At 29.8% G+C, this 17,688-nt stretch carries 18 protein-coding genes; 2 read left to right on the top strand and 16 right to left on the bottom strand.

Features of this window, described 5'->3' with window-relative positions; genetic code table 11:
• The first annotated feature begins 189 nt into the window (after positions 1-189).
• Positions 190-1,215 carry an NAD(P)/FAD-dependent oxidoreductase gene (locus tag ACU68W_RS04425; RefSeq protein WP_035109600.1) on the top strand — a complete coding sequence of 342 codons (1,026 nt, stop codon included), beginning with the start codon at positions 190-192 and terminating at the stop codon, positions 1,213-1,215.
• 22 nt (positions 1,216-1,237) lie between these two features.
• Here ACU68W_RS04425 and ACU68W_RS04420 read toward each other — a convergent pair whose 3' ends face one another.
• From ACU68W_RS04420 to ACU68W_RS04365, 12 genes are all read right to left on the bottom strand, one after another.
• Positions 1,238-2,587 carry a uracil-xanthine permease family protein gene (locus ACU68W_RS04420; protein ID WP_002836726.1) on the bottom strand — a complete coding sequence of 450 codons (1,350 nt, stop codon included), beginning with the start codon at positions 2,585-2,587 and terminating at the stop codon, positions 1,238-1,240.
• Between the two features lie 120 nt (positions 2,588-2,707).
• A complete protein-coding gene (gene arcC, locus ACU68W_RS04415; RefSeq protein WP_002836727.1) occupies positions 2,708-3,640 on the bottom strand; it encodes a carbamate kinase in 933 nt (310 codons plus the stop codon).
• Between the two features lie 128 nt (positions 3,641-3,768).
• Positions 3,769-4,107: a winged helix-turn-helix domain-containing protein gene (locus tag ACU68W_RS04410; protein WP_316061522.1), complete on the bottom strand. Its 339-nt coding sequence runs from the start codon at positions 4,105-4,107 to the stop codon at positions 3,769-3,771.
• On the bottom strand, positions 4,091-4,975 hold the full coding sequence (locus tag ACU68W_RS04405; protein ID WP_308611035.1) for a hypothetical protein: 885 nt from the start codon (positions 4,973-4,975) through the stop codon (positions 4,091-4,093). The genes ACU68W_RS04410 and ACU68W_RS04405 overlap by 17 nt, the downstream gene beginning before the upstream one ends.
• A 53-nt stretch (positions 4,976-5,028) precedes the next feature.
• Complete coding sequence (gene ptsP / locus ACU68W_RS04400) at positions 5,029-6,723, bottom strand: phosphoenolpyruvate--protein phosphotransferase (RefSeq protein WP_446756163.1); 1,695 nt, start codon at positions 6,721-6,723, stop codon at positions 5,029-5,031.
• A 59-nt stretch (positions 6,724-6,782) separates the two neighbouring features.
• Entirely contained in the window at positions 6,783-7,043 is a 261-nt protein-coding gene (locus tag ACU68W_RS04395) for an HPr family phosphocarrier protein (protein ID WP_002836732.1), read from the bottom strand.
• Positions 7,044-7,110: 67 nt separating this feature from the next.
• Positions 7,111-8,118 carry a LacI family DNA-binding transcriptional regulator gene (locus ACU68W_RS04390; RefSeq protein ID WP_094208790.1) on the bottom strand — a complete coding sequence of 336 codons (1,008 nt, stop codon included), beginning with the start codon at positions 8,116-8,118 and terminating at the stop codon, positions 7,111-7,113.
• Positions 8,119-9,024, bottom strand: coding sequence for a diacylglycerol/lipid kinase family protein (locus ACU68W_RS04385; protein WP_094205902.1), 906 nt, complete (start codon positions 9,022-9,024; stop codon positions 8,119-8,121).
• A 158-nt stretch (positions 9,025-9,182) separates the two neighbouring features.
• Positions 9,183-9,623 (bottom strand): hypothetical protein, encoded by a 441-nt coding sequence (locus ACU68W_RS04380; RefSeq protein WP_094205903.1) that lies wholly within the window; start codon positions 9,621-9,623, stop codon positions 9,183-9,185.
• Positions 9,624-9,630: 7 nt separating this feature from the next.
• A complete protein-coding gene (locus ACU68W_RS04375) occupies positions 9,631-10,254 on the bottom strand; it encodes a YtxH domain-containing protein (RefSeq protein ID WP_094205904.1) in 624 nt (207 codons plus the stop codon).
• Between the two features lie 90 nt (positions 10,255-10,344).
• Entirely contained in the window at positions 10,345-11,586 is a 1,242-nt protein-coding gene (locus ACU68W_RS04370) for a zinc ribbon domain-containing protein (protein WP_094223577.1), read from the bottom strand.
• A gap of 348 nt (positions 11,587-11,934) precedes the next feature.
• On the bottom strand, positions 11,935-12,756 hold the full coding sequence (locus ACU68W_RS04365; protein ID WP_094223578.1) for an RluA family pseudouridine synthase: 822 nt from the start codon (positions 12,754-12,756) through the stop codon (positions 11,935-11,937).
• Positions 12,757-12,820: 64 nt separating this feature from the next.
• Between ACU68W_RS04365 and ACU68W_RS04360 the strand changes: the two genes are divergently transcribed.
• Positions 12,821-13,642 (top strand): NAD(+)/NADH kinase, encoded by an 822-nt coding sequence (locus ACU68W_RS04360; RefSeq protein ID WP_094223579.1) that lies wholly within the window; start codon positions 12,821-12,823, stop codon positions 13,640-13,642.
• A 53-nt stretch (positions 13,643-13,695) separates the two neighbouring features.
• Here the strand turns inward: ACU68W_RS04360 and ACU68W_RS04355 are convergent, their stop codons facing one another.
• From ACU68W_RS04355 to ACU68W_RS04340, 4 genes are all read right to left on the bottom strand, one after another.
• Complete coding sequence (locus tag ACU68W_RS04355; protein ID WP_094223580.1) at positions 13,696-15,117, bottom strand: peptidoglycan D,D-transpeptidase FtsI family protein; 1,422 nt, start codon at positions 15,115-15,117, stop codon at positions 13,696-13,698.
• Complete coding sequence (locus ACU68W_RS04350) at positions 15,107-16,441, bottom strand: FtsW/RodA/SpoVE family cell cycle protein (RefSeq protein ID WP_094223581.1); 1,335 nt, start codon at positions 16,439-16,441, stop codon at positions 15,107-15,109. The genes ACU68W_RS04355 and ACU68W_RS04350 overlap by 11 nt, the downstream gene beginning before the upstream one ends.
• A complete protein-coding gene (locus tag ACU68W_RS04345) occupies positions 16,431-16,937 on the bottom strand; it encodes an FHA domain-containing protein (RefSeq protein ID WP_094223582.1) in 507 nt (168 codons plus the stop codon). Before ACU68W_RS04345 ends, ACU68W_RS04350 begins: the two co-directional genes overlap by 11 nt.
• An 88-nt stretch (positions 16,938-17,025) precedes the next feature.
• Entirely contained in the window at positions 17,026-17,598 is a 573-nt protein-coding gene (locus ACU68W_RS04340) for a xanthine phosphoribosyltransferase (protein ID WP_094223583.1), read from the bottom strand.
• Positions 17,599-17,688 lie beyond the last annotated feature (90 nt).

Below are 17,688 nucleotides of genomic sequence, written 5' to 3'. Positions count from 1 at the left end.
TAATAATAATTTATCGATTTTCAATTGATAACGTAAACGTTGTTATCGTGTAAATATAGATACCTTCTATACAATATAATATTAGCAATTATTAACAATATTGTCAAACGAAGAATGAATTTAACACTGCTTTACTTTTCTGGTATGATATATATAATTATAAATAAAAAATTTACTGAAGGATACAAAATGAAGCATTTAGTTTTGGGTGGCTGCGGTCACGGGCATATTTTTGTAATCAAAAATATAAAAGAAAAATATCCAGATATTAAAATAACTGTTATAACAGACAATGAATACCAGTATTATTCTGGTATGTATACTGGTTTTTTGGAAGGAGTATACACTCATGATGAGATATGCTTTGATGTAAGAAAAGTTTGCGAAAAATACGGAGCAGATTTGATTTTCGATAAAATCGTAAAAATCGACGATGAAAGTAAAAAAGTTATAGCAAAAAATCACACAGTAAAATACGATTATTTGAGTATTAATTTAGGAGCGACTCAAAAAACTATTGGAACTGGAGAAAATGTAATAAATTCCAAACCTATCAATACAATTATCGATTTAAAAGAAAAAATCAAACACACTGATAAAAATATACTTATATTAGGAGCCGGTGCAAGTGGATTGGAATTAGCTTTTGTGCTCAAAACTATCTATCCTGATAAGAATATATCCATAGTAACAAGAGGCAGTGTGAATATGGAAGGATTCAGCGACAAAGCTAATGAAAAAGCCAGAAAGTTATTAAAGGAAAAGGGTATAAAAGTTTACGAAAACAAAAATGTATCTTCTATTGATGAAATTGATATTGATTTTGATAAATTGATTATGTGTATTGGTTCTAGCGGTGTGAACGTTGATTTTGGAAATCTAAATACTACTGATAAAAACTTCTTGATTTCCGATGAATACATGAGAATTTCTGACAAAATATTTGCCGTTGGGGATTGTGTTAGTATCGACAAATACCCTAATTTACCAAAAGCTGGAGTGTACGCTATAAGGCAATCTCCAATTTTGATGAAAAATATTGCACATACATTGAACGATGAAGAATTGGAATCTTATGTTCCAGACACTGACCCTATGCAAATTTTATATTGTGGAAATGAAAAAGCACTATTATACTACAAAGGATTCACTTGGTATTCACACCTTTCATTCGTACTAAAAAGGTACATTGATAAAAAATATATGAAATATTAAAATCCCTCTTTCGAGGGATTTTTTAGTCTATTTCTTTTCTTTCTTTTTCTTCTTGTTCTAATGTTTTTTCTGGAATAATAATATTCAAGAAAAATACTATCAACGTTGCAACGACTACAGGTGATGCTGTAAACACCATTCTAAACCATTGTGGAAAATATCTTACAGCGTTTGGGCCAACTTGTGTGATTCCCATACCAAGTGCAACTCCCAATCCAACAATAGTTGTATTTCTTACGCTCATTTCACTTGAAGTTATAAGTTTCATACCACTCATAGCTATTTGTGCAAATACTGATATAGTTGCCCCACCAATTACTGCTTGTGGAACTGAAAGCATCAATGCTCCAAATTTTGGAATCAGTCCACATACAAATACCATACTAGCAGTAATCAACAAAACTTTTCTGGCAATTACTTTTGTCATTGAAACAATGCCTACGTTTTGTGAATAAGTCGCAGTAGGAAGCGCCCCAATAAATGCACCAATAACACTTACAATACCATTTGCCTTGATACCACCAGACAATTCTACATCTGTAGGTTCACGATCCATTCCTCCAATAGTAGTGCTAGTTAAATCTCCCACTGCTTGAACAGAATTTACAATGTACATAATTGACATAGTCAAGATAGCATCCAAATGGAATTGGAATTTGAATGGATAAATTTGTGGAAGCATAAACCAAGACGCACTAACAACATTGTCAAATTTAACCATTCCTAAAAATAATGATATTATGTATCCTACAATAATTCCAACCAAAATCGCTGCTAATTTTATGTAACCTTTCATAAACATATTACAAAACAAAACAACACACAAAGTTATGATTGCCACAACCCAGTTTCTAATTTCGCCTTGCATAGGTCCATTTCCACCTGACATATAATTTACAGCAACTGAATACAAACTAAGCCCAATAGTTAATACAACTGTTCCTGACACAATCGGTGGGAAAAACTTCCTAATTTTTCCAATAAACATTCCAGTGAATATCGCTACAATACCACCAATCAACTGTGACGCATACACAGCACCTATTCCGTATTGCTTACCAATTGATAATAAAACTGGAATATAAGCAAAACTAACTCCCATAATAACTGGTAATTTTGCACCAAATTTTAAAACAGGATACAATTGCAATAATGTCGCTATTGCAGCAATAAACATTCCAGCTTGAATCAAATAAATTGCTTGTGCATCTGTAATTGCATGTTCACTTGATTTCAAAGCACTCGCCAAGACTATTGATGGCAACGCATTACCCACAATCATAGCCAATAAGTGTTGCATAGCTATTGGAAATGATTTGAGCATGGAAGGATTACCATAATAATCAAATAATGAATTCGAATTTTTTTCCATATACACTCTCCTTTTAATTTCATTAAAGTATATTCTATATTAAATTCAAAATAATTTAAAGAGCAATAAAAAAATACTTCCAAAAACATCAAATCAATTTTTGTTTTGGAAGTACTATTATTATTTTACAAATCTAGTTCCTGTTAAACCATTGATTCCTTCTTTTGCTTTTTCCAAAGAAGTTATCAAAGCAATTTTACCTTCACCTGATTGGATAAAATTCAAACAAGCCTTAACTTTAGGAAGCATAGATCCTTCTGCAAATTGTTTTTCTTCTATTAACTTTTGAGCTCTAGATAAATTTAATTCATCCAAGCCTTCTTCATTTTCTGTTCCGTAATTAATACAAACTTTTTCTACTGCAGTTAAAATGATTAACAAATCCGCATCAGAAATCTCAGCTAATTTTTCTGAAGTGAAATCCTTATCTATAACAGCTCCTATGCCTTCTAATTGTCCATCATTTTCTACGACGGGAATTCCACCGCCACCTCCAGCTATAACTATGAAATCTTTCTTAATCAAAGTATTGATTTCTTCTTTTTCAATTATATCAATTGGTTTTGGAGATGGAACAACTCTTCTATATCCTCTGTTTGCATCTTCTTTGAAAGTATATCCACTTTCAGCAGCAAGTTTTTCAGATTCTTCTTTTGAATAAAATAATCCCACTGGTTTTGTTGGATTAGCAAAAGCTTCATCATCCTTATCTACTTTAACTTGTGTAATTATTGTAGACACTGCGTTTTTCATGTTTCTTTTTGATAATTCGTTTTTGATAGCCTTTTGTAAATGGTATCCTATGTATCCTTGACTCATAGCAACACATTCTGCAAATGGCATGTTAGAAATTTGTGGATTAGAATTATGAGCAGTTTCCATAGCCAAATTAATCATACCAACTTGTGGACCATTTCCATGGCAAACGATAACTTCGTTACCATCTTCAACTAAATCAACTATAGATACAGCTGTTTTTCTAACAGCTTTGATTTGTTCTTCAGGTGAATTTCCGAGAGCGTTTCCACCTAATGCTAAAACTACTTTCTTCATTTTAACTCCTTTTATAAATTAAAAATAGTATCCAAATATAAAATCCCAATGTTAACCATTGAGATTTTAATTATTAAGACACTTCGATAAATATATATTACACTGATTTTATAAAAAATACAAGCTTTTTAGGAATTTTTTGTAATTTTTTCTATTAAATTGTTGCTAGTTCTGGTAAAATTTGACATACCTTTTTCATATTCTCTGATTAATCTTTCACCAACTTCTGTTAATGTAGAGCCTCCGCCATTAGCTCCTCCGATTTCGGTATCCACAAACTTCTCTCCATAAATTTTTTCGCTATTTTTTATAATATTAAAAGCTTTGCTGTAACTCATTTTGAGATTTTTTGAAGCCTTGTTAAGAGATTTTGTCTTGTCAATTTCTTTTAACAGAAGATAATTTCCTTTTCCGAAAAACTTCTTACCATTGTCATCTTCAAACCAAAACTTACAATTTACCTTCATCATTAAGCTCCCTTATCCTTCCTTCAGTTTTCTTAATCCACACAGGAATTATACAATCAAAATCATTGTAAATGCTTAATATTCTATCGAATTCTCCTGTCAAGTCAACATCATGTTCTCCATTTAATTTTGGTTCCAGAATGTCCAAAATAGTGTATATAGCGAGAATTCTATAAAATAATCTGGGAATTTTCCCGTTAAAATAAGATTTTAATAAAGAATAGTAGAAAATCCTATTTTTCTCATCAGCTTCGTTTATTTTTCTAAATTCATAGAAAGAATCCGCCATATAACTTACATTTTTTGATACAAAATTCAAATTATTTTCGTCTGCATAAATAGATTCTAAATTATCAAACAGATAAATATTACTCAACTTTCTCGATTCAATTAAATATCTATTATTTTCAATGTAGTCAAAAACAATATAATCCTTATCTCCTCTGAAGTTTGTCATTGAGTAATTGTATATAAGATTATTGATTTTATAATTAAAAATCTTCGACCAAGTAGTATCATCATTAATTTGGCTTTTTTCGTGAAGTTTTCTAAGAATTTTGCCTATTTCACTTCCAAGTTGTATTTGTTTTTCAACAGAGATTTGATCTGTAAGATTTTGAATGAATTTTTTAATCACAAAAGTATAACCATTTTCAAATCCACTGTCTTCAATCTTTGCAAATTTGTCATTTAACTCATACAACAAATAATTATTTTGTTGGTTGTATTTCAAAAAAGACTCCAAATCCCCCTCGTATATTTCAACGATATATTTACCAGAATCTGTATTTACAATGTACTTATCATCTTGTAAATCACAATCGTAAATATTTTTATCTTTAAAAAATTGTAAATCTTTGATTTCCATATAATCACCAATACAATTTTATCATTAATAATCAGAATTTTAAAACAAAATATTTATTCAGAAATTTTCCTCTCAATTTCTGACGTTTTTTTCATTTTTAAAATTTCATCTGCGTAAATTTTTGCTTCTTCAAATGAATTGTTAGCAATAACATCCTTTATTTTAGGAATTGAAGCTGCAGGCGCAGAAAATTCATCCAATCCCATACCCAAAAGAAGTTTCGTTGCTTTAGTATCACCGGCAAATCCTCCACACATTCCAGTCCATTTTCCGTGTTTGTGGCTAACATCAATAACCTTTTTGATAGCTCTAAGAACTGCTGGATTGTATGTGTTATAAAGACTTGAAATTTTATCATTTCCTCTATCACTTGCTAAGACATATTGCGTCAAGTCATTGGTTCCAATACTAAAGAAATCAACGTATTCTATTAAATCTTCGGCGACAATAACACTTGCTGGCGTTTCAATCATTATACCAACTTCTATATTTTCATCGAAATCAATATTTTTATCTCTCAATTCATCTTTATTATTTTCAATTATTTCAAGTGCTTTTTCTATTTCTTCAACTGAAATAACCATAGGAAACATAATCCTTATTTTTCCGAATGCAGAAGCTCTCAATATTGCTTTGATTTGAGCATCAAAAACATCCTTCATATCAAAACAAAATCTCAAAGCTCTCCAACCTAAAAATGGATTATCTTCTTTAGGAAACTTGTAATAAGGAAGTTCTTTGTCTCCACCAATATCTAAGGTTCTAATAATTACAGATTTCCCGTCTAAAATTTCCACTACTTTTTTATAAGATTTAAATTGTTCATCTTCTGTCGGGAAATTGTCATTATACATATACAAAAATTCTGTTCTAAATAAACCAACGCCTTCAGCACCAGATTCTAAGCCTTTTTCTAAATCTTCAATATTTCCGATATTTGTCATTACATCAACGTCTCTTCCATCTTTAGTAATTGCTTTGTTATACCTGTTTTTTTCAAGCCTTGACTTTTCATCATCCAACTCAGACTTTTTATTTTTGTATTCTAAAAGAGTTTTTTCATCAGGATCAATTATACAGATTCCCTTATATGAATCTATAATAACCGTTTGAGAATCCTTAACATTTTCTGTTATATCTTTCATGCCAACAAGACAAGCAATACCTAAGGTTTGCGCAATAATTGAAGTGTGTGCAGTTTTTCCTCCCAAGTCCATTAAAAATCCAACAACATTATCTTTATCAATTATTGATGTTTCATAAGGAGTCAGCTCTTTTGAAACCAAAATAGTATTAGGTTCTAATGAATCTAGTTTCTGATTTTCAATTCCTTTAATTTTGTACAGTAATTGTTGACCGATATCTTTATAGTCGGACGCTCTTTCTCTCATATACTCATTGTCTAGCGACTGCATCATTATAACCATTTCATCAATCGTATCATTTAAAGCTTTGTCGCTTGCAAAATTTTCATTAATTTTTGAAATCACACTTTCTGATAGAAAAGGATCGTCCAACATACTTAAATGGGCTTCTATAACTTGTTTTTGTGTATCATTGTCAACTTTTGTTTCTGATAATATTGTTTTGTAATCATTCAAAGCTTTATTAAATTTATCAACATGAAGTTTAATTTCATCATCAGAAATTTTTTCGCTACTTATCTTAACTTCTTGTTTTTTCATAAGTTTAATTTTGCCAATAGCTAAATTTTCACTTGCAATAATACCTTTTTTAATTAAACTCATAATACCTCCTGATAAACTAAAGCCGCCACAAAAGTGACGGCTATGAATTCTTGCTTTAATTAGTCTTCTAAATTTTCTATAAATTCAACTAGTTTTTTTAAGTTTTCTTCTTCGTTTTCACCATCTAATCTAACAGTGACTTCAGTATCTTGAGAAATACCTAAAGCCATAACGTTGAAAATAGATTTTGCGTTAGCTGTTTTACCATCTTTAATAAGTTCAACTTTACCATCAAAATTTTTAACAAATTGTACCAAAGATGCAGCTGGACGAGCATGCAAACCAGTTTCGTTTTTTACTATAACATTTTGTTCTACCATAATAATAATCCTCCTATGACTACTTTATTTATATCCTATTAATTGATTTTTTAAACAGGAAAATATTTTAATTGATATCTTTTACAGATTCTCTCTTCATTATTTGAGAACCTAATATTGCCTTTTCGTTGATAATTTTATTTTCTTTCAAAACCTTTACTAAAGTTCTCATAGATACAGCACCTATGTCATAATAAGGTTCTTGAACTGTAGTAAGAGTAGGTCTGTAAATACTTGTCATTGGTATATCGCCAAATCCAGATACGGAAATATCTTCTGGAACTTTCTTATTATTATCATAGCAATAATTTATAAATCCTATTGCTTGTGCATCTTCACTAAAACTTACGCAAGTTATGTCTTTCGAATCTTTCATTTCGAAAATCTTATCTCCTGCTTCGTAACCATCTTTAACTGAAACTCCTTCTGATGAAATTTCAATTTTTTCTATTTTCAAATCATCACAAGCTTGTCTGTATCCTTTAAGTTTTTCTTGACCTATTTCAGTATCTTGATTTTCTTTTACGAATAAAATTTTCTTGTGACCTAAATCATAAATATGATTAATCATATTTATCATGGCTTCTTTGTAGTCGATTTGTACTGTGTGCACGTCTTTTATATTCCAGAATTTATCCAATTGAATATAAGGAACAGTTTGATCTTTCAACTTGAATATAACCTCTGGTTCAATGTCTTCTGAAATCAAAATTATTCCTTCTACTTGCTTTGTAAACATGAAGTCTATAATCTTCTTTTCTTGTTCCAAATCTCCGTATGTAGAAGACAATAGTATATCGTATTTGTACATTCTTCCAATTTCTTCTGCACCTCTTACAATTTGTGCCATATATGGAATGCCGATATCTTTCACTACTACACCTATTAAATTGGACCTTTTCATTACTAAAGATCTTGCCAATTCGTTTGGTTTGAAATCAAGTTTTTCAATTGCATCTAAAACTTTTCTACGTGCTTCTGGGCTAACAGGCTTGGAATCATTCATAACTCTAGATACTGTAGAAATCGAAACTCCAGCAAGTTTTGCTACGTCTTTAATTGTTGGTGATGACATTTAATCGCTCCTTACTAAAATATTTATTGGTTTATTATTAATCTCAACTTTCACTGGTAAATTTCCACCATATTCTCCATCAACATCTCCTGGAACTGTCTGATTAGATTCAATGGATAAAGTATCAGTTTGAAAATATAATACATCTTCAGAATAAATATGCTTTGAACTAAAAGCATCTATTAAAATCTGAGCAACTTCTTTAAGACGGGAATGCTTAATAATTAAAACATCTAGTTTTTGATCGTCAATTTTTGCTTGTGGGCAAATATTTTCAAAACCACCTACAGTATTTGAATTCGAAATAATCATAATAGGAGATTTTACTTCTAAATAATCATCATTTGTTTTAATCTTCAATTCCATAGGTTGATTTAATGTGTTAGGAAGTTCTTTCAACCCTTCAACAATATACGCCAGCCTACCAAATATCGCTTTTTGAGCTTTATCGGTAACATAACTAACAGAAGCAATATTCCCAACTGCAAAAACATTGATAAAATACCTGTGCGAGTCTTCATTGCTGACTTTTCCAACATCACTTTTAATTATTTTCCCAGTTTTAATCATTCTATATAATTTGTAAGGTGTTGAGGGCAAGTTTAAGTATGTTGCGAAATCGTTTACTGTACCTGTGGAGTAAATCGTAATAGGAATATCGCTTTCGCTATCGCAAATTCCATGAACAACTTCATTAACCGTTCCATCTCCGCCTGAAACAACTATCAAATCCCATTCATCAGAAGATGTGTTTAACGCCTCATTATATGCATCATTCTTGCCTTTTGTTTTATAAAGCTGAACTATAAAATTATCCTCAATTAAATAATTAATAAGTTTTATTAAATCTCTTGCGTGTGTTTGACTTCCTGATGAAGGATTTGAGATAATTTTTATTTTTTTCATTCTATCCCATCTTTCCTTAATAGCATACCAAAAAACTAACTGTTTTTCAATAGGATTTTAACAATTTCTACAATTGTTTTCATGAATTATAAAAATTTTTAAAGATTTACGATAAGCCAATCAGAAATTTTCCGATTGGCTTATAAAATCTTATTTAATTATCTTTTAGCTAAACTTTTTACGAAATTAATAATATCTCTTGCAGAACCAACATAATCTGTAGAATTTAAGAATCCGTATTTAATGTTAGTTGCAGTATCAGTTACAGATTCAGCAACATAATCCACAGTATTTGATACGTTGCTTGAAACTGACTCAACGTGTGATAAAGTGTTACTTACATTGTTTGTAATATTTCTTACATCTGGAGACACATCACCTATTAGTCGATCGGCTTTGTTAGTTATACCAGTTACATTGTCTAATATTTGTGGTACTTCACCAATTGATCTATCGATATCCTTTTTGTTATCTGCTAAAACAGCTTTTATGCTCTTTATTAAGTCAGTAAGTTTGAACAAAAATACGATTAAAGCAATTAAGAATCCAGATAAACAAATATATAATATTATTTTAAATATATATAAAGCATCTACCATTTCTTACCTACTTTTTTATTTCTTTTTTAACTTCTTTTGCTTCTTCTTTTGCAGTGTCAGCAGTTTTCTTTGCTTGTTTTTTTCCTTCTTCAACAGTTTTTTCTGCACCGTCTTTTGCTTCTTCTGCTACTTTTTTAGCTGAATCTCCAACTTTTTCAGCAGAATCTTTTACTTGGTCTTTAGTATCTTTAACGTCTTCTTTGATAACTTTTCCGTCTTTTTTTACTACATCTTTAAGATCTTCACCAAGAACTCCCAAATCAGTTTTAACTTCATCGAATTGATCAGAAACTCTATTTAGTTCAGTCATTCCTCTATCTTGGAAATCTTGATATTTGTCTTTAACACTGTCTGTTACATTGTCAGCAGTTAATTTTACAGTATCTACTGCATCGTTTAAGTTATTTACTGCTGTTTTCTTTGTTTCTTCTGCAAATTTTTTGATGTCTTTTCTAGTTTCTTCACCTGATTTAGGTGCTAATAATAATCCTGCTGCTAAACCTAATGAAGCACCAATAACTGTACCTAAAGTAATTTTAGCTTCGTCTTCATATTTACGTTTAGCAATTTCCCATTTGATTTGTCTTTCCTTTTCTCTTCTTTTATGTTCTAAATAATCCATTAAACTCATAATAACATCTCCTTAAATAAATTTTCTTATGATTATTGTATACCCTCTAATTTAAATTCTCAAACATTATTAGTGAATTATTTATTAAATTTAATCTTTCAAATACAATCTAACCCAGGTTTCCCAGCCAACAGTTTGTTTTGGCGATTTTAATAAACCATTTTTCCCTTTGGCAACCATTCTTACAAAATCTTGGTCTTCCGTTAAATTCTTTCTGCCTTTTTCATTAAACTTATCAGTAGTAAGTCCAGTGTTTTTGTCATTTACAAATACAAGGCAATCATCATCTATTGTTTTTCTGATTTCGTAATTTTTCTCTCCACTTGCTACATCAAAATCAGGCAATGTTTTATTTATGTCTACAATATCCCAATTAATCGCATTATTTTTTGAGAAAAAGGATAAATCATAATTTTGTCTCAATGTTAAATCATTAGATTCTATTAATAAAATTTTCTTTCCTGGAAATGCGTATTGTGAAGCATTTTCTAAACTCAACTTTGCGTTTTCTGGATTTTCTATTGTTAACTTTATAGGATCAATCAAAATTTTATATCCGTCATTTTCTTTTACCATTCTTAATGGGTTAGTACTTTTATAAGATTTATCTGATTTTAGATTTGCTTCATCATCTTCTAACCATTTCAAAATAGTTGTTTGATGCTCTGGATTAGAATTTATTTCGTTAATAAATTCTTCAGCATCTTTGTTTTTAAATGGCACAGATTGATTTGATGATTTTACAATACTTATCATTTGTTCTGAGGATTTTGCTTGTACTGCTTGAATAAATTTATCTTTTACAGTTTCAGCTGTAATAGTTTTACCAGCAAGATTTTCTTGGAACATAGGTTTTATGTATTTAATACCAAATACAATACCAATTAATAAAGCCACACCAATAATTGAAAATATAATTTTCTTAAATATCGATGATTTTTCATCATCTTCATCATAATAATCGTAGTAATCATCATAATCTGTATTTGCTTCTTGGAATGCTTTTTCTCTTTCTTTTTTCAATGATTCAGATTCAATATCCACTACATTTAATCTGTCAGTTGTATCTTGATTAGAGCCATTATCTATCTTAGAATAATTTTTCTCATTATCTGTTGAATTATCTTCTTCTTTTTTTATAAAACCAAGATCGTGATTTTGAGTTTCGTTTCTAAATTTAGAAGCCTCTAACAAAAAATCCTCAAATGTTTTTCCTTCAGAAGAAAAATCATCATCTTTTGAAAAATCATGACCACAAACTCTACAAAATCTATCTTCAACGCCAACAAATGAATTACAATTTGGGCATTTCTTTAAATTAGAATCTTTCATAATATCACTCACCTTATCTATCATATATTATACATTCTCATACTACTTTAGTGAATAGATAATCTCAAATTAAACACATAAGAAAAAAGCATGAGATTTTGTCCCATGCTAATAAGCGAAATCGCTTTTATTTTCAAAATATCCTCAGAAGACCCTAATCAATTAATGACCTTCAGTATGTGAAGGTGGGTTGACTGTCTCAAACATCTGACATCCCTTCAAAGAGGGCTCGTCATCAATTATCGAACGTCCGTCATCCCTTATAGTGTGTGTCGGTTTAATTTTTCAGGATTCCTCTTCTGAGGTTAATTTAATTATACTACAACATAAAAGTGTTTTCAAGTAAGATTAATTATTCAAAAATTTATTAAATCTTTGTGGAATTTCTGTCGTAATAATATGCTCATTTCTTTTCATATCAACAAATTCTATTTCATTTGCATGTAGCATTTGAGAAAATCCTTCTATTTTTTCTCCGTACAAACTATCTGCGACTATTGGACAATTAATATATTCCATACTTACTCTTATTTGATGAGTTCTACCTGTCACAAGCTTTAAACTAACCAATGAATAATCCCCATAATTTTTAAGATTTTGTAAAATAGTTACACTATTTTTACCATTTTCATCAACCTCAGTTTTAACTCCATCGCGTTTTAAATTTAATTCTATCTTTTGATTTTTAGGATTTCCTTTTACGATTGCTAAGTATTTTTTCTTAAACGAGTTTTTTTGATAATAAGCTTGAGCTATTTTATTCTTAGCAACCATTACAACACCTGATGTATCTTGATCCAATCTATTGATAAATCTAACTTTCTGATTAATATTACGTTGTTTAAATAAATAAGACACAAAATTCGCTAAGCTTTCTTCTCCGTCTGTATTCATTGTAAGTTTGTCAGGTTTATTTAATACAAAAATATCATCATCTTCATACAAAACTTCAATGTATAAATTTATTGGTTTGTAATTATTCTCTTCATCTCTAAGATTGATGGTTACTTTGTCACCTGGTTTTAATTTAGAATTTCTCTTTGCATGTTTCCCATTTATAAAAATATCATCTTTGTAAATACTGAGAAATAAATTTTTGGAAATGTGATTTGATTTCAAAAACTCATCTAACCTAATTTTTTTATCTACATCAAAACTAATTTGTTTCATTGTTTAAAACTCCACTTTTTTGGTATAATAAAATTATATCAAATATTAGGAGCTTTTAGAATAAATGAACAAAAACAGCAAAATTATAAATATATATGTAAACGATAACCAAAAATCACTTGAAACAGCTTTAATTGTAAAGGAAAAATTAGAACAGAAAGGATTCAAACCTACATTCGATTTTGACGAGAATGCCCTGATAAATTTATGCATCGGTGGAGATGGTGCCTTTTTAAGAGCTGTTCACAAGTATGAGTTTTCTACGATTCCTTTTGTAGGAATTAATACTGGTCATTTGGGTTTTTACCAAGAAATTCTTATTCCAAATATAGACAAATTCATTTCGGATTTAGTAAATCAAAATTATGGTGTAGAAAAGATATCACTTTTAGAATCTAAAACAGCTATTCGTAACAGTAGCAAGACATATACTCACAAAGCATTAAATGAGTTTGTTGTAAAAAGTGACGATTCATCAATTGTTTATTTAGATGTATACATTGATGACAATCACCTTGAATCATTTGCTGGAGATGGAATCATAGTATCGACTCCTTCTGGTTCAACTGCATATAATTTTTCAGCAGGAGGATCTGTGTTGTATCATGGGCTCGATGGTTTTCAAGTAACACCTCTTGCTCCTATTAATTCAAAAGCGTATCGCTCACTTTTGAATTCATTAGTCGTTCCTTCAAAAAGTAATGTAACATTTTATTTTAGAGATCACAATTTTGACAAAAAAAGCTCCATCGTCTTGGCAGATGGATTGAACAGAAGCTATGATAATGTCGATTACGTAAACTTTACTTATTCAGACCAATATATTAACAAATTAGTATTCTTAAAAGACTGGTACTGGTTAAATATTAAAGATAAATTCTTATAAAATCAAAAAACATGGATTACAATGTACAAGCATTGTTAATCCATGTTTTATTTTTATTTTTCTAAACCTAATTCATTTATTGCCGCATTAAGCATTTTTGAAGCTATAGGTCCTGCAGTTCTAACTCCATAAGAGTTATCATCTTCCAAAATAACCGCTATCGCAAATTTTGGTTTCTTTGCAGGAGCCGCTGCAACAAACCAAGCATGCGTACTTGTTTTGTCTTTGATTTCAGCTGTACCTGATTTTGCAATTACTGACGTACTTACATTTAGTGTGTCATAACTTTCAGCAGTAGTTCTTAGATAATCTTTTAGTAATTCCATATTTTTTTTGTTACCAACTTCAGACAACAATTCAGGCTTTGTTTCTTTTATTACTTTTCCTTCTGAATCGATGATTTGACTTACCAAATATGGTTTCATCATTTCACCATTATTTGCAACTGCACTCATCGCCATCGCCATATTTAATGGTGTTACTAAAGTTTCTCCTTGTCCGAAACTTGTAGTAGCAATATCAGCGTTACTTTTTGTTTTTGTATATCCATTGACACTTACTGCAACTGGCAAATCAAAAGGAATTTTCTTGCCAAGCATAAACTTAGAAGCATTATCTTCCAAAATTTTATTTCCTAATTTTACACCTTGAGATGCAAAATAAACATTAGAAGATTTTTCAAGAGCTTTTCGCAAATCAGTCTCACCGAACACCGCACCATTATTGTTAGAAATTGTGTATTTGTTGAATTCAATTGTACCGGTATTATCTTCTACATATTTATCAACTTTATCTTCATTTTCTAATATTGCATTACCTGTTATTATCTTAAAAATAGATCCAGGAGTATACATTCCTTGTGTGGCACGATTCAACAATGGAGAAGACTCTTTGTTTAAAAGTTCTTGCCATTGAGTTGAAACGTCATTTGGATTGTAAGATGGACAAGTTGCCATAGCATAAACTTCTCCAGTTGTTGGATTCATCAATACAACAGATCCTTTTTTCCCATCTAATAAATTATACGCCAATTTTTGTAATGTAGAATTAGTTGTCAGTACCAAATCATTACCTTTATTATTTTTTGAACTTACAATATTTCTCAACTGAGATAAAGGTGTGTCCTTATTTATGTTTAACAATTCCTTCATGTATGATTTTTCAAGACCAGCTGTACCGTAAGTTTTTGAATTATATCCTGTTATATTTCCATATATATCTGCATAATCGAAAAATCTATAATTCTTACCAGATTGATCTTTTTTTGTTTCTACCAAAACATTTTTGTCTCTATCATAAATAGTACCACGTTCGACCTTATCCTCATCAACCCACAATCTTTTATTATATTCGTTATTTGCAATTTTGTCGGCTTTAACAATTTGAAAATAAGTTAAATACAATACCAATAAAACAAATAAAGTCATCAAGAAAGATAAAACCACAATAATTCTCTTGTTCATTTTATTTTGCATAAATATCTTCCTCTCCTTGATCAGTTGAGCAGAATTGTAAAATTGCAAGGCATATGAACGACATAGCCATTGAAGTTCCTCCATAACTTACAAAAGGTATTGTAATCCCTGTCAAAGGAACCAACTTCATTACTCCCCCGAACATTACTAACCCTTGTATTGCAAAAATAACTGAAATTCCTAGAGCCACAATTTTGTAAAATTTATTTGATTGATACAAAGAAATCTTCATCCCTCTATAAATCAAAATTAAGAACAACATTATTACGCCCATTCCTGTAAAAGTTCCCATTTCTTCGCAAATCGCTGCAAATATGAAATCACTTGTAACTACCGGAACAACATCTGGTCTTCCTAGACCAAGTCCTGTCCCAAAAAATCCACCACTTGCAATCGCAAATAAAGCTTGCGTTATTTGATATCCTATTCCATCGATATTTTTCCAAGGGTCAAGCCAAGTAGAAACTCTTATCCTTATATGTGAAAAAAGCATATACGCAGCTACAGCTCCTGCTATTGCTATTAATAAATTCAACAAAATTAATTTGATATCTTCTTGATTTACTATTTGATATACTAAGAACAAACCGTAGAAAATCATCGCAGTTCCCAAATCTTTTTGCAAGAAAAACATTCCAATGAATAAATAAACGACAATCATCAAAAAATATCTTTTTATTATAGGTAAATATTTTTTATATTTATGTGCAGAGTCTAATTTTATTTTATCTAACATATCAGTATTATAATCATAGCTAGCCAAGAAGAAAACATACAATATTTTAGTAATTTCTGATGGCTGAAATCCAATCCCAAAAATACTAACCCAGTTTCTAGCACCGTATTTGTCTTGTGCAAGTACAAGTGTTATTAAAAACATTAGTATACAACCTATCAGATAAAACGCCGTAAATTTGTACCATTTATTGTAACTTTTTAAAATAAAAAATGTACCAAAAAATAGCAATATTCCAATAGTAAACCACATAATTTGTTTTAATCCTTCATATGGATTAAGTCTGTAAATCATGATTATACCAATACTAAAAAGCATGCAAGCTATCTGCAATATATAGCCGTCACCTTTAGTGATTTTGGTTACGTATTTATTTGCCAAAAACATGAAAATTGTAGCAAACAGAAAATAAACTAAAGCTTTTGAATCTAATCCTTTTTCGTTCGATCCTAAAGCTAAGAAAAAACCAAATATGTTAAACAGCAATATTAAATAAACAGGTTTTATCATCTTACTATTCACACGCATTGGTTTCAAATTATCGATAAATTCTTTAAATCTGCTATTTTTTTTACGTTTAGTTTGCATCTTTGTCACCATTTACAAACATAAATTCAATTTGTCCGATATCTATCAAATCTTTGTCGTTAAGTCTGGCAGAATTTACTAATTTATTGCCATTTAAAAAAGTTCCATTTGCAGAATTTAAATCCTCTATATAATAATTATTCTTTTCTTTGTAAATACGTGCATGTCTCTTAGATATGAATCTATCTTTTAATGCAACTTGATTGCTGTCGTCTCTTCCTATAGTCGCAGTTCTTCCTATAAAATAATGCTCTTGTATTTTAAAAGGCAAATTTTCTTTTCTATTTATTAGTTTTAAATAAGTATTTGAACTGTAGTTCATATTGTTTGTACCTTTTATGTCCAAATAAATCATCTTGATTATGTTGAAAATAAAATAGTAAATAATTATTACAAACAAATATTTAAAAAACATAGAAATTAAATTGTATAATTTTAAATTTGGAGTAATTTGTATAGAAAAGAATGCATCCAATATGTCAATAATGTATTTCACAGGTTTTCATCCTTTCTCATTTTATCCTAATCTAATATATCATATTTTTGACTTAATAAATGAAAAATAAAGTTACAATTTGTCAAAATTAATCTTCAAATATAACAGAATCATCAGTAAAGCCTTTTATTCTTGCCAACGATTCTATTGTGTAACCTTGTTTTCTTAAATTATCTCCACCCTTTTGAAAAACTTTTTCGATTAAGATTCCTATTCCTTCAACATGTGCATTTGCTTGCGAACAAATATCTATCAAACCTTCCAAGGCTTTTCCATTTGCCAAAAAATCATCAATTAATAGAACACGGTCATTTTCATCCAAATATTCCTTAGAAACCATAACTTCATAACTTCTATTTTTTGTAAAACTAAACACTTCTGTTCTGTAGCAGTTATCACCCAATGTTTTTGAGCTTGTTTTCTTCGCAAATACAACTGGGCAGTTAAATCTAATTCCACAAGCGTATGCGATAGCAATGCCGCTAACTTCAATTGTCAGTATTTTGTTGATTTTTTTATCCTTAAATTTTTCATAAAACTCATTTGCTAAATCTTCAAAAAGAACAGGGTCAATCATGTGATTAATGAACCTGTCTACCTTCAATATATTTCCCGGCAATACTGTGCCATCTTTCATAATTCTCTCTTCAAGTTTTCTCATTTTTCTCTCCTAGAATTTAATATAGTATATTATACATACAATATCAAAAAATCTCAATATCTTCCAATTTAAAAAATATCACTTACCCCA

The sequence above is a fragment of the Finegoldia sp. P2-F-LR genome, from assembly GCF_052932265.1.
The sequence above is the reverse complement of the archived record's forward strand: the minus strand, read 5'-3'. Positions and strand labels throughout refer to the sequence as shown.

What these genes read in the sequence shown, in the direction of transcription:
- ACU68W_RS04360 (WP_094223579.1), top strand. Translation starts at nt 12,821, where the DNA reads ATGAACAAAAACAGCAAAATTATAAATATATATGTAAACGATAACCAA.
- ACU68W_RS04365 (WP_094223578.1), bottom strand. Translation starts at nt 12,756, where the DNA reads ATGAAACAAATTAGTTTTGATGTAGATAAAAAAATTAGGTTAGATGAG.
- ACU68W_RS04375 (WP_094205904.1), bottom strand. Translation starts at nt 10,254, where the DNA reads ATGAGTTTAATGGATTATTTAGAACATAAAAGAAGAGAAAAGGAAAGA.
- ACU68W_RS04380 (WP_094205903.1), bottom strand. Translation starts at nt 9,623, where the DNA reads ATGGTAGATGCTTTATATATATTTAAAATAATATTATATATTTGTTTA.
- ACU68W_RS04385 (WP_094205902.1), bottom strand. Translation starts at nt 9,024, where the DNA reads ATGAAAAAAATAAAAATTATCTCAAATCCTTCATCAGGAAGTCAAACA.
- ACU68W_RS04340 (WP_094223583.1), bottom strand. Translation starts at nt 17,598, where the DNA reads ATGAGAAAACTTGAAGAGAGAATTATGAAAGATGGCACAGTATTGCCG.
- ACU68W_RS04370 (WP_094223577.1), bottom strand. Translation starts at nt 11,586, where the DNA reads ATGAAAGATTCTAATTTAAAGAAATGCCCAAATTGTAATTCATTTGTT.
- ptsP (WP_446756163.1), bottom strand. Translation starts at nt 6,723, where the DNA reads ATGAGTTTAATTAAAAAAGGTATTATTGCAAGTGAAAATTTAGCTATT.
- ACU68W_RS04425 (WP_035109600.1), top strand. Translation starts at nt 190, where the DNA reads ATGAAGCATTTAGTTTTGGGTGGCTGCGGTCACGGGCATATTTTTGTA.
- ACU68W_RS04395 (WP_002836732.1), bottom strand. Translation starts at nt 7,043, where the DNA reads ATGGTAGAACAAAATGTTATAGTAAAAAACGAAACTGGTTTGCATGCT.
- ACU68W_RS04410 (WP_316061522.1), bottom strand. Translation starts at nt 4,107, where the DNA reads ATGAAGGTAAATTGTAAGTTTTGGTTTGAAGATGACAATGGTAAGAAG.
- ACU68W_RS04350 (WP_094223581.1), bottom strand. Translation starts at nt 16,441, where the DNA reads ATGCAAACTAAACGTAAAAAAAATAGCAGATTTAAAGAATTTATCGAT.
- ACU68W_RS04405 (WP_308611035.1), bottom strand. Translation starts at nt 4,975, where the DNA reads ATGGAAATCAAAGATTTACAATTTTTTAAAGATAAAAATATTTACGAT.
- arcC (WP_002836727.1), bottom strand. Translation starts at nt 3,640, where the DNA reads ATGAAGAAAGTAGTTTTAGCATTAGGTGGAAACGCTCTCGGAAATTCA.
- ACU68W_RS04420 (WP_002836726.1), bottom strand. Translation starts at nt 2,587, where the DNA reads ATGGAAAAAAATTCGAATTCATTATTTGATTATTATGGTAATCCTTCC.
- ACU68W_RS04355 (WP_094223580.1), bottom strand. Translation starts at nt 15,117, where the DNA reads ATGCAAAATAAAATGAACAAGAGAATTATTGTGGTTTTATCTTTCTTG.
- ACU68W_RS04390 (WP_094208790.1), bottom strand. Translation starts at nt 8,118, where the DNA reads ATGTCATCACCAACAATTAAAGACGTAGCAAAACTTGCTGGAGTTTCG.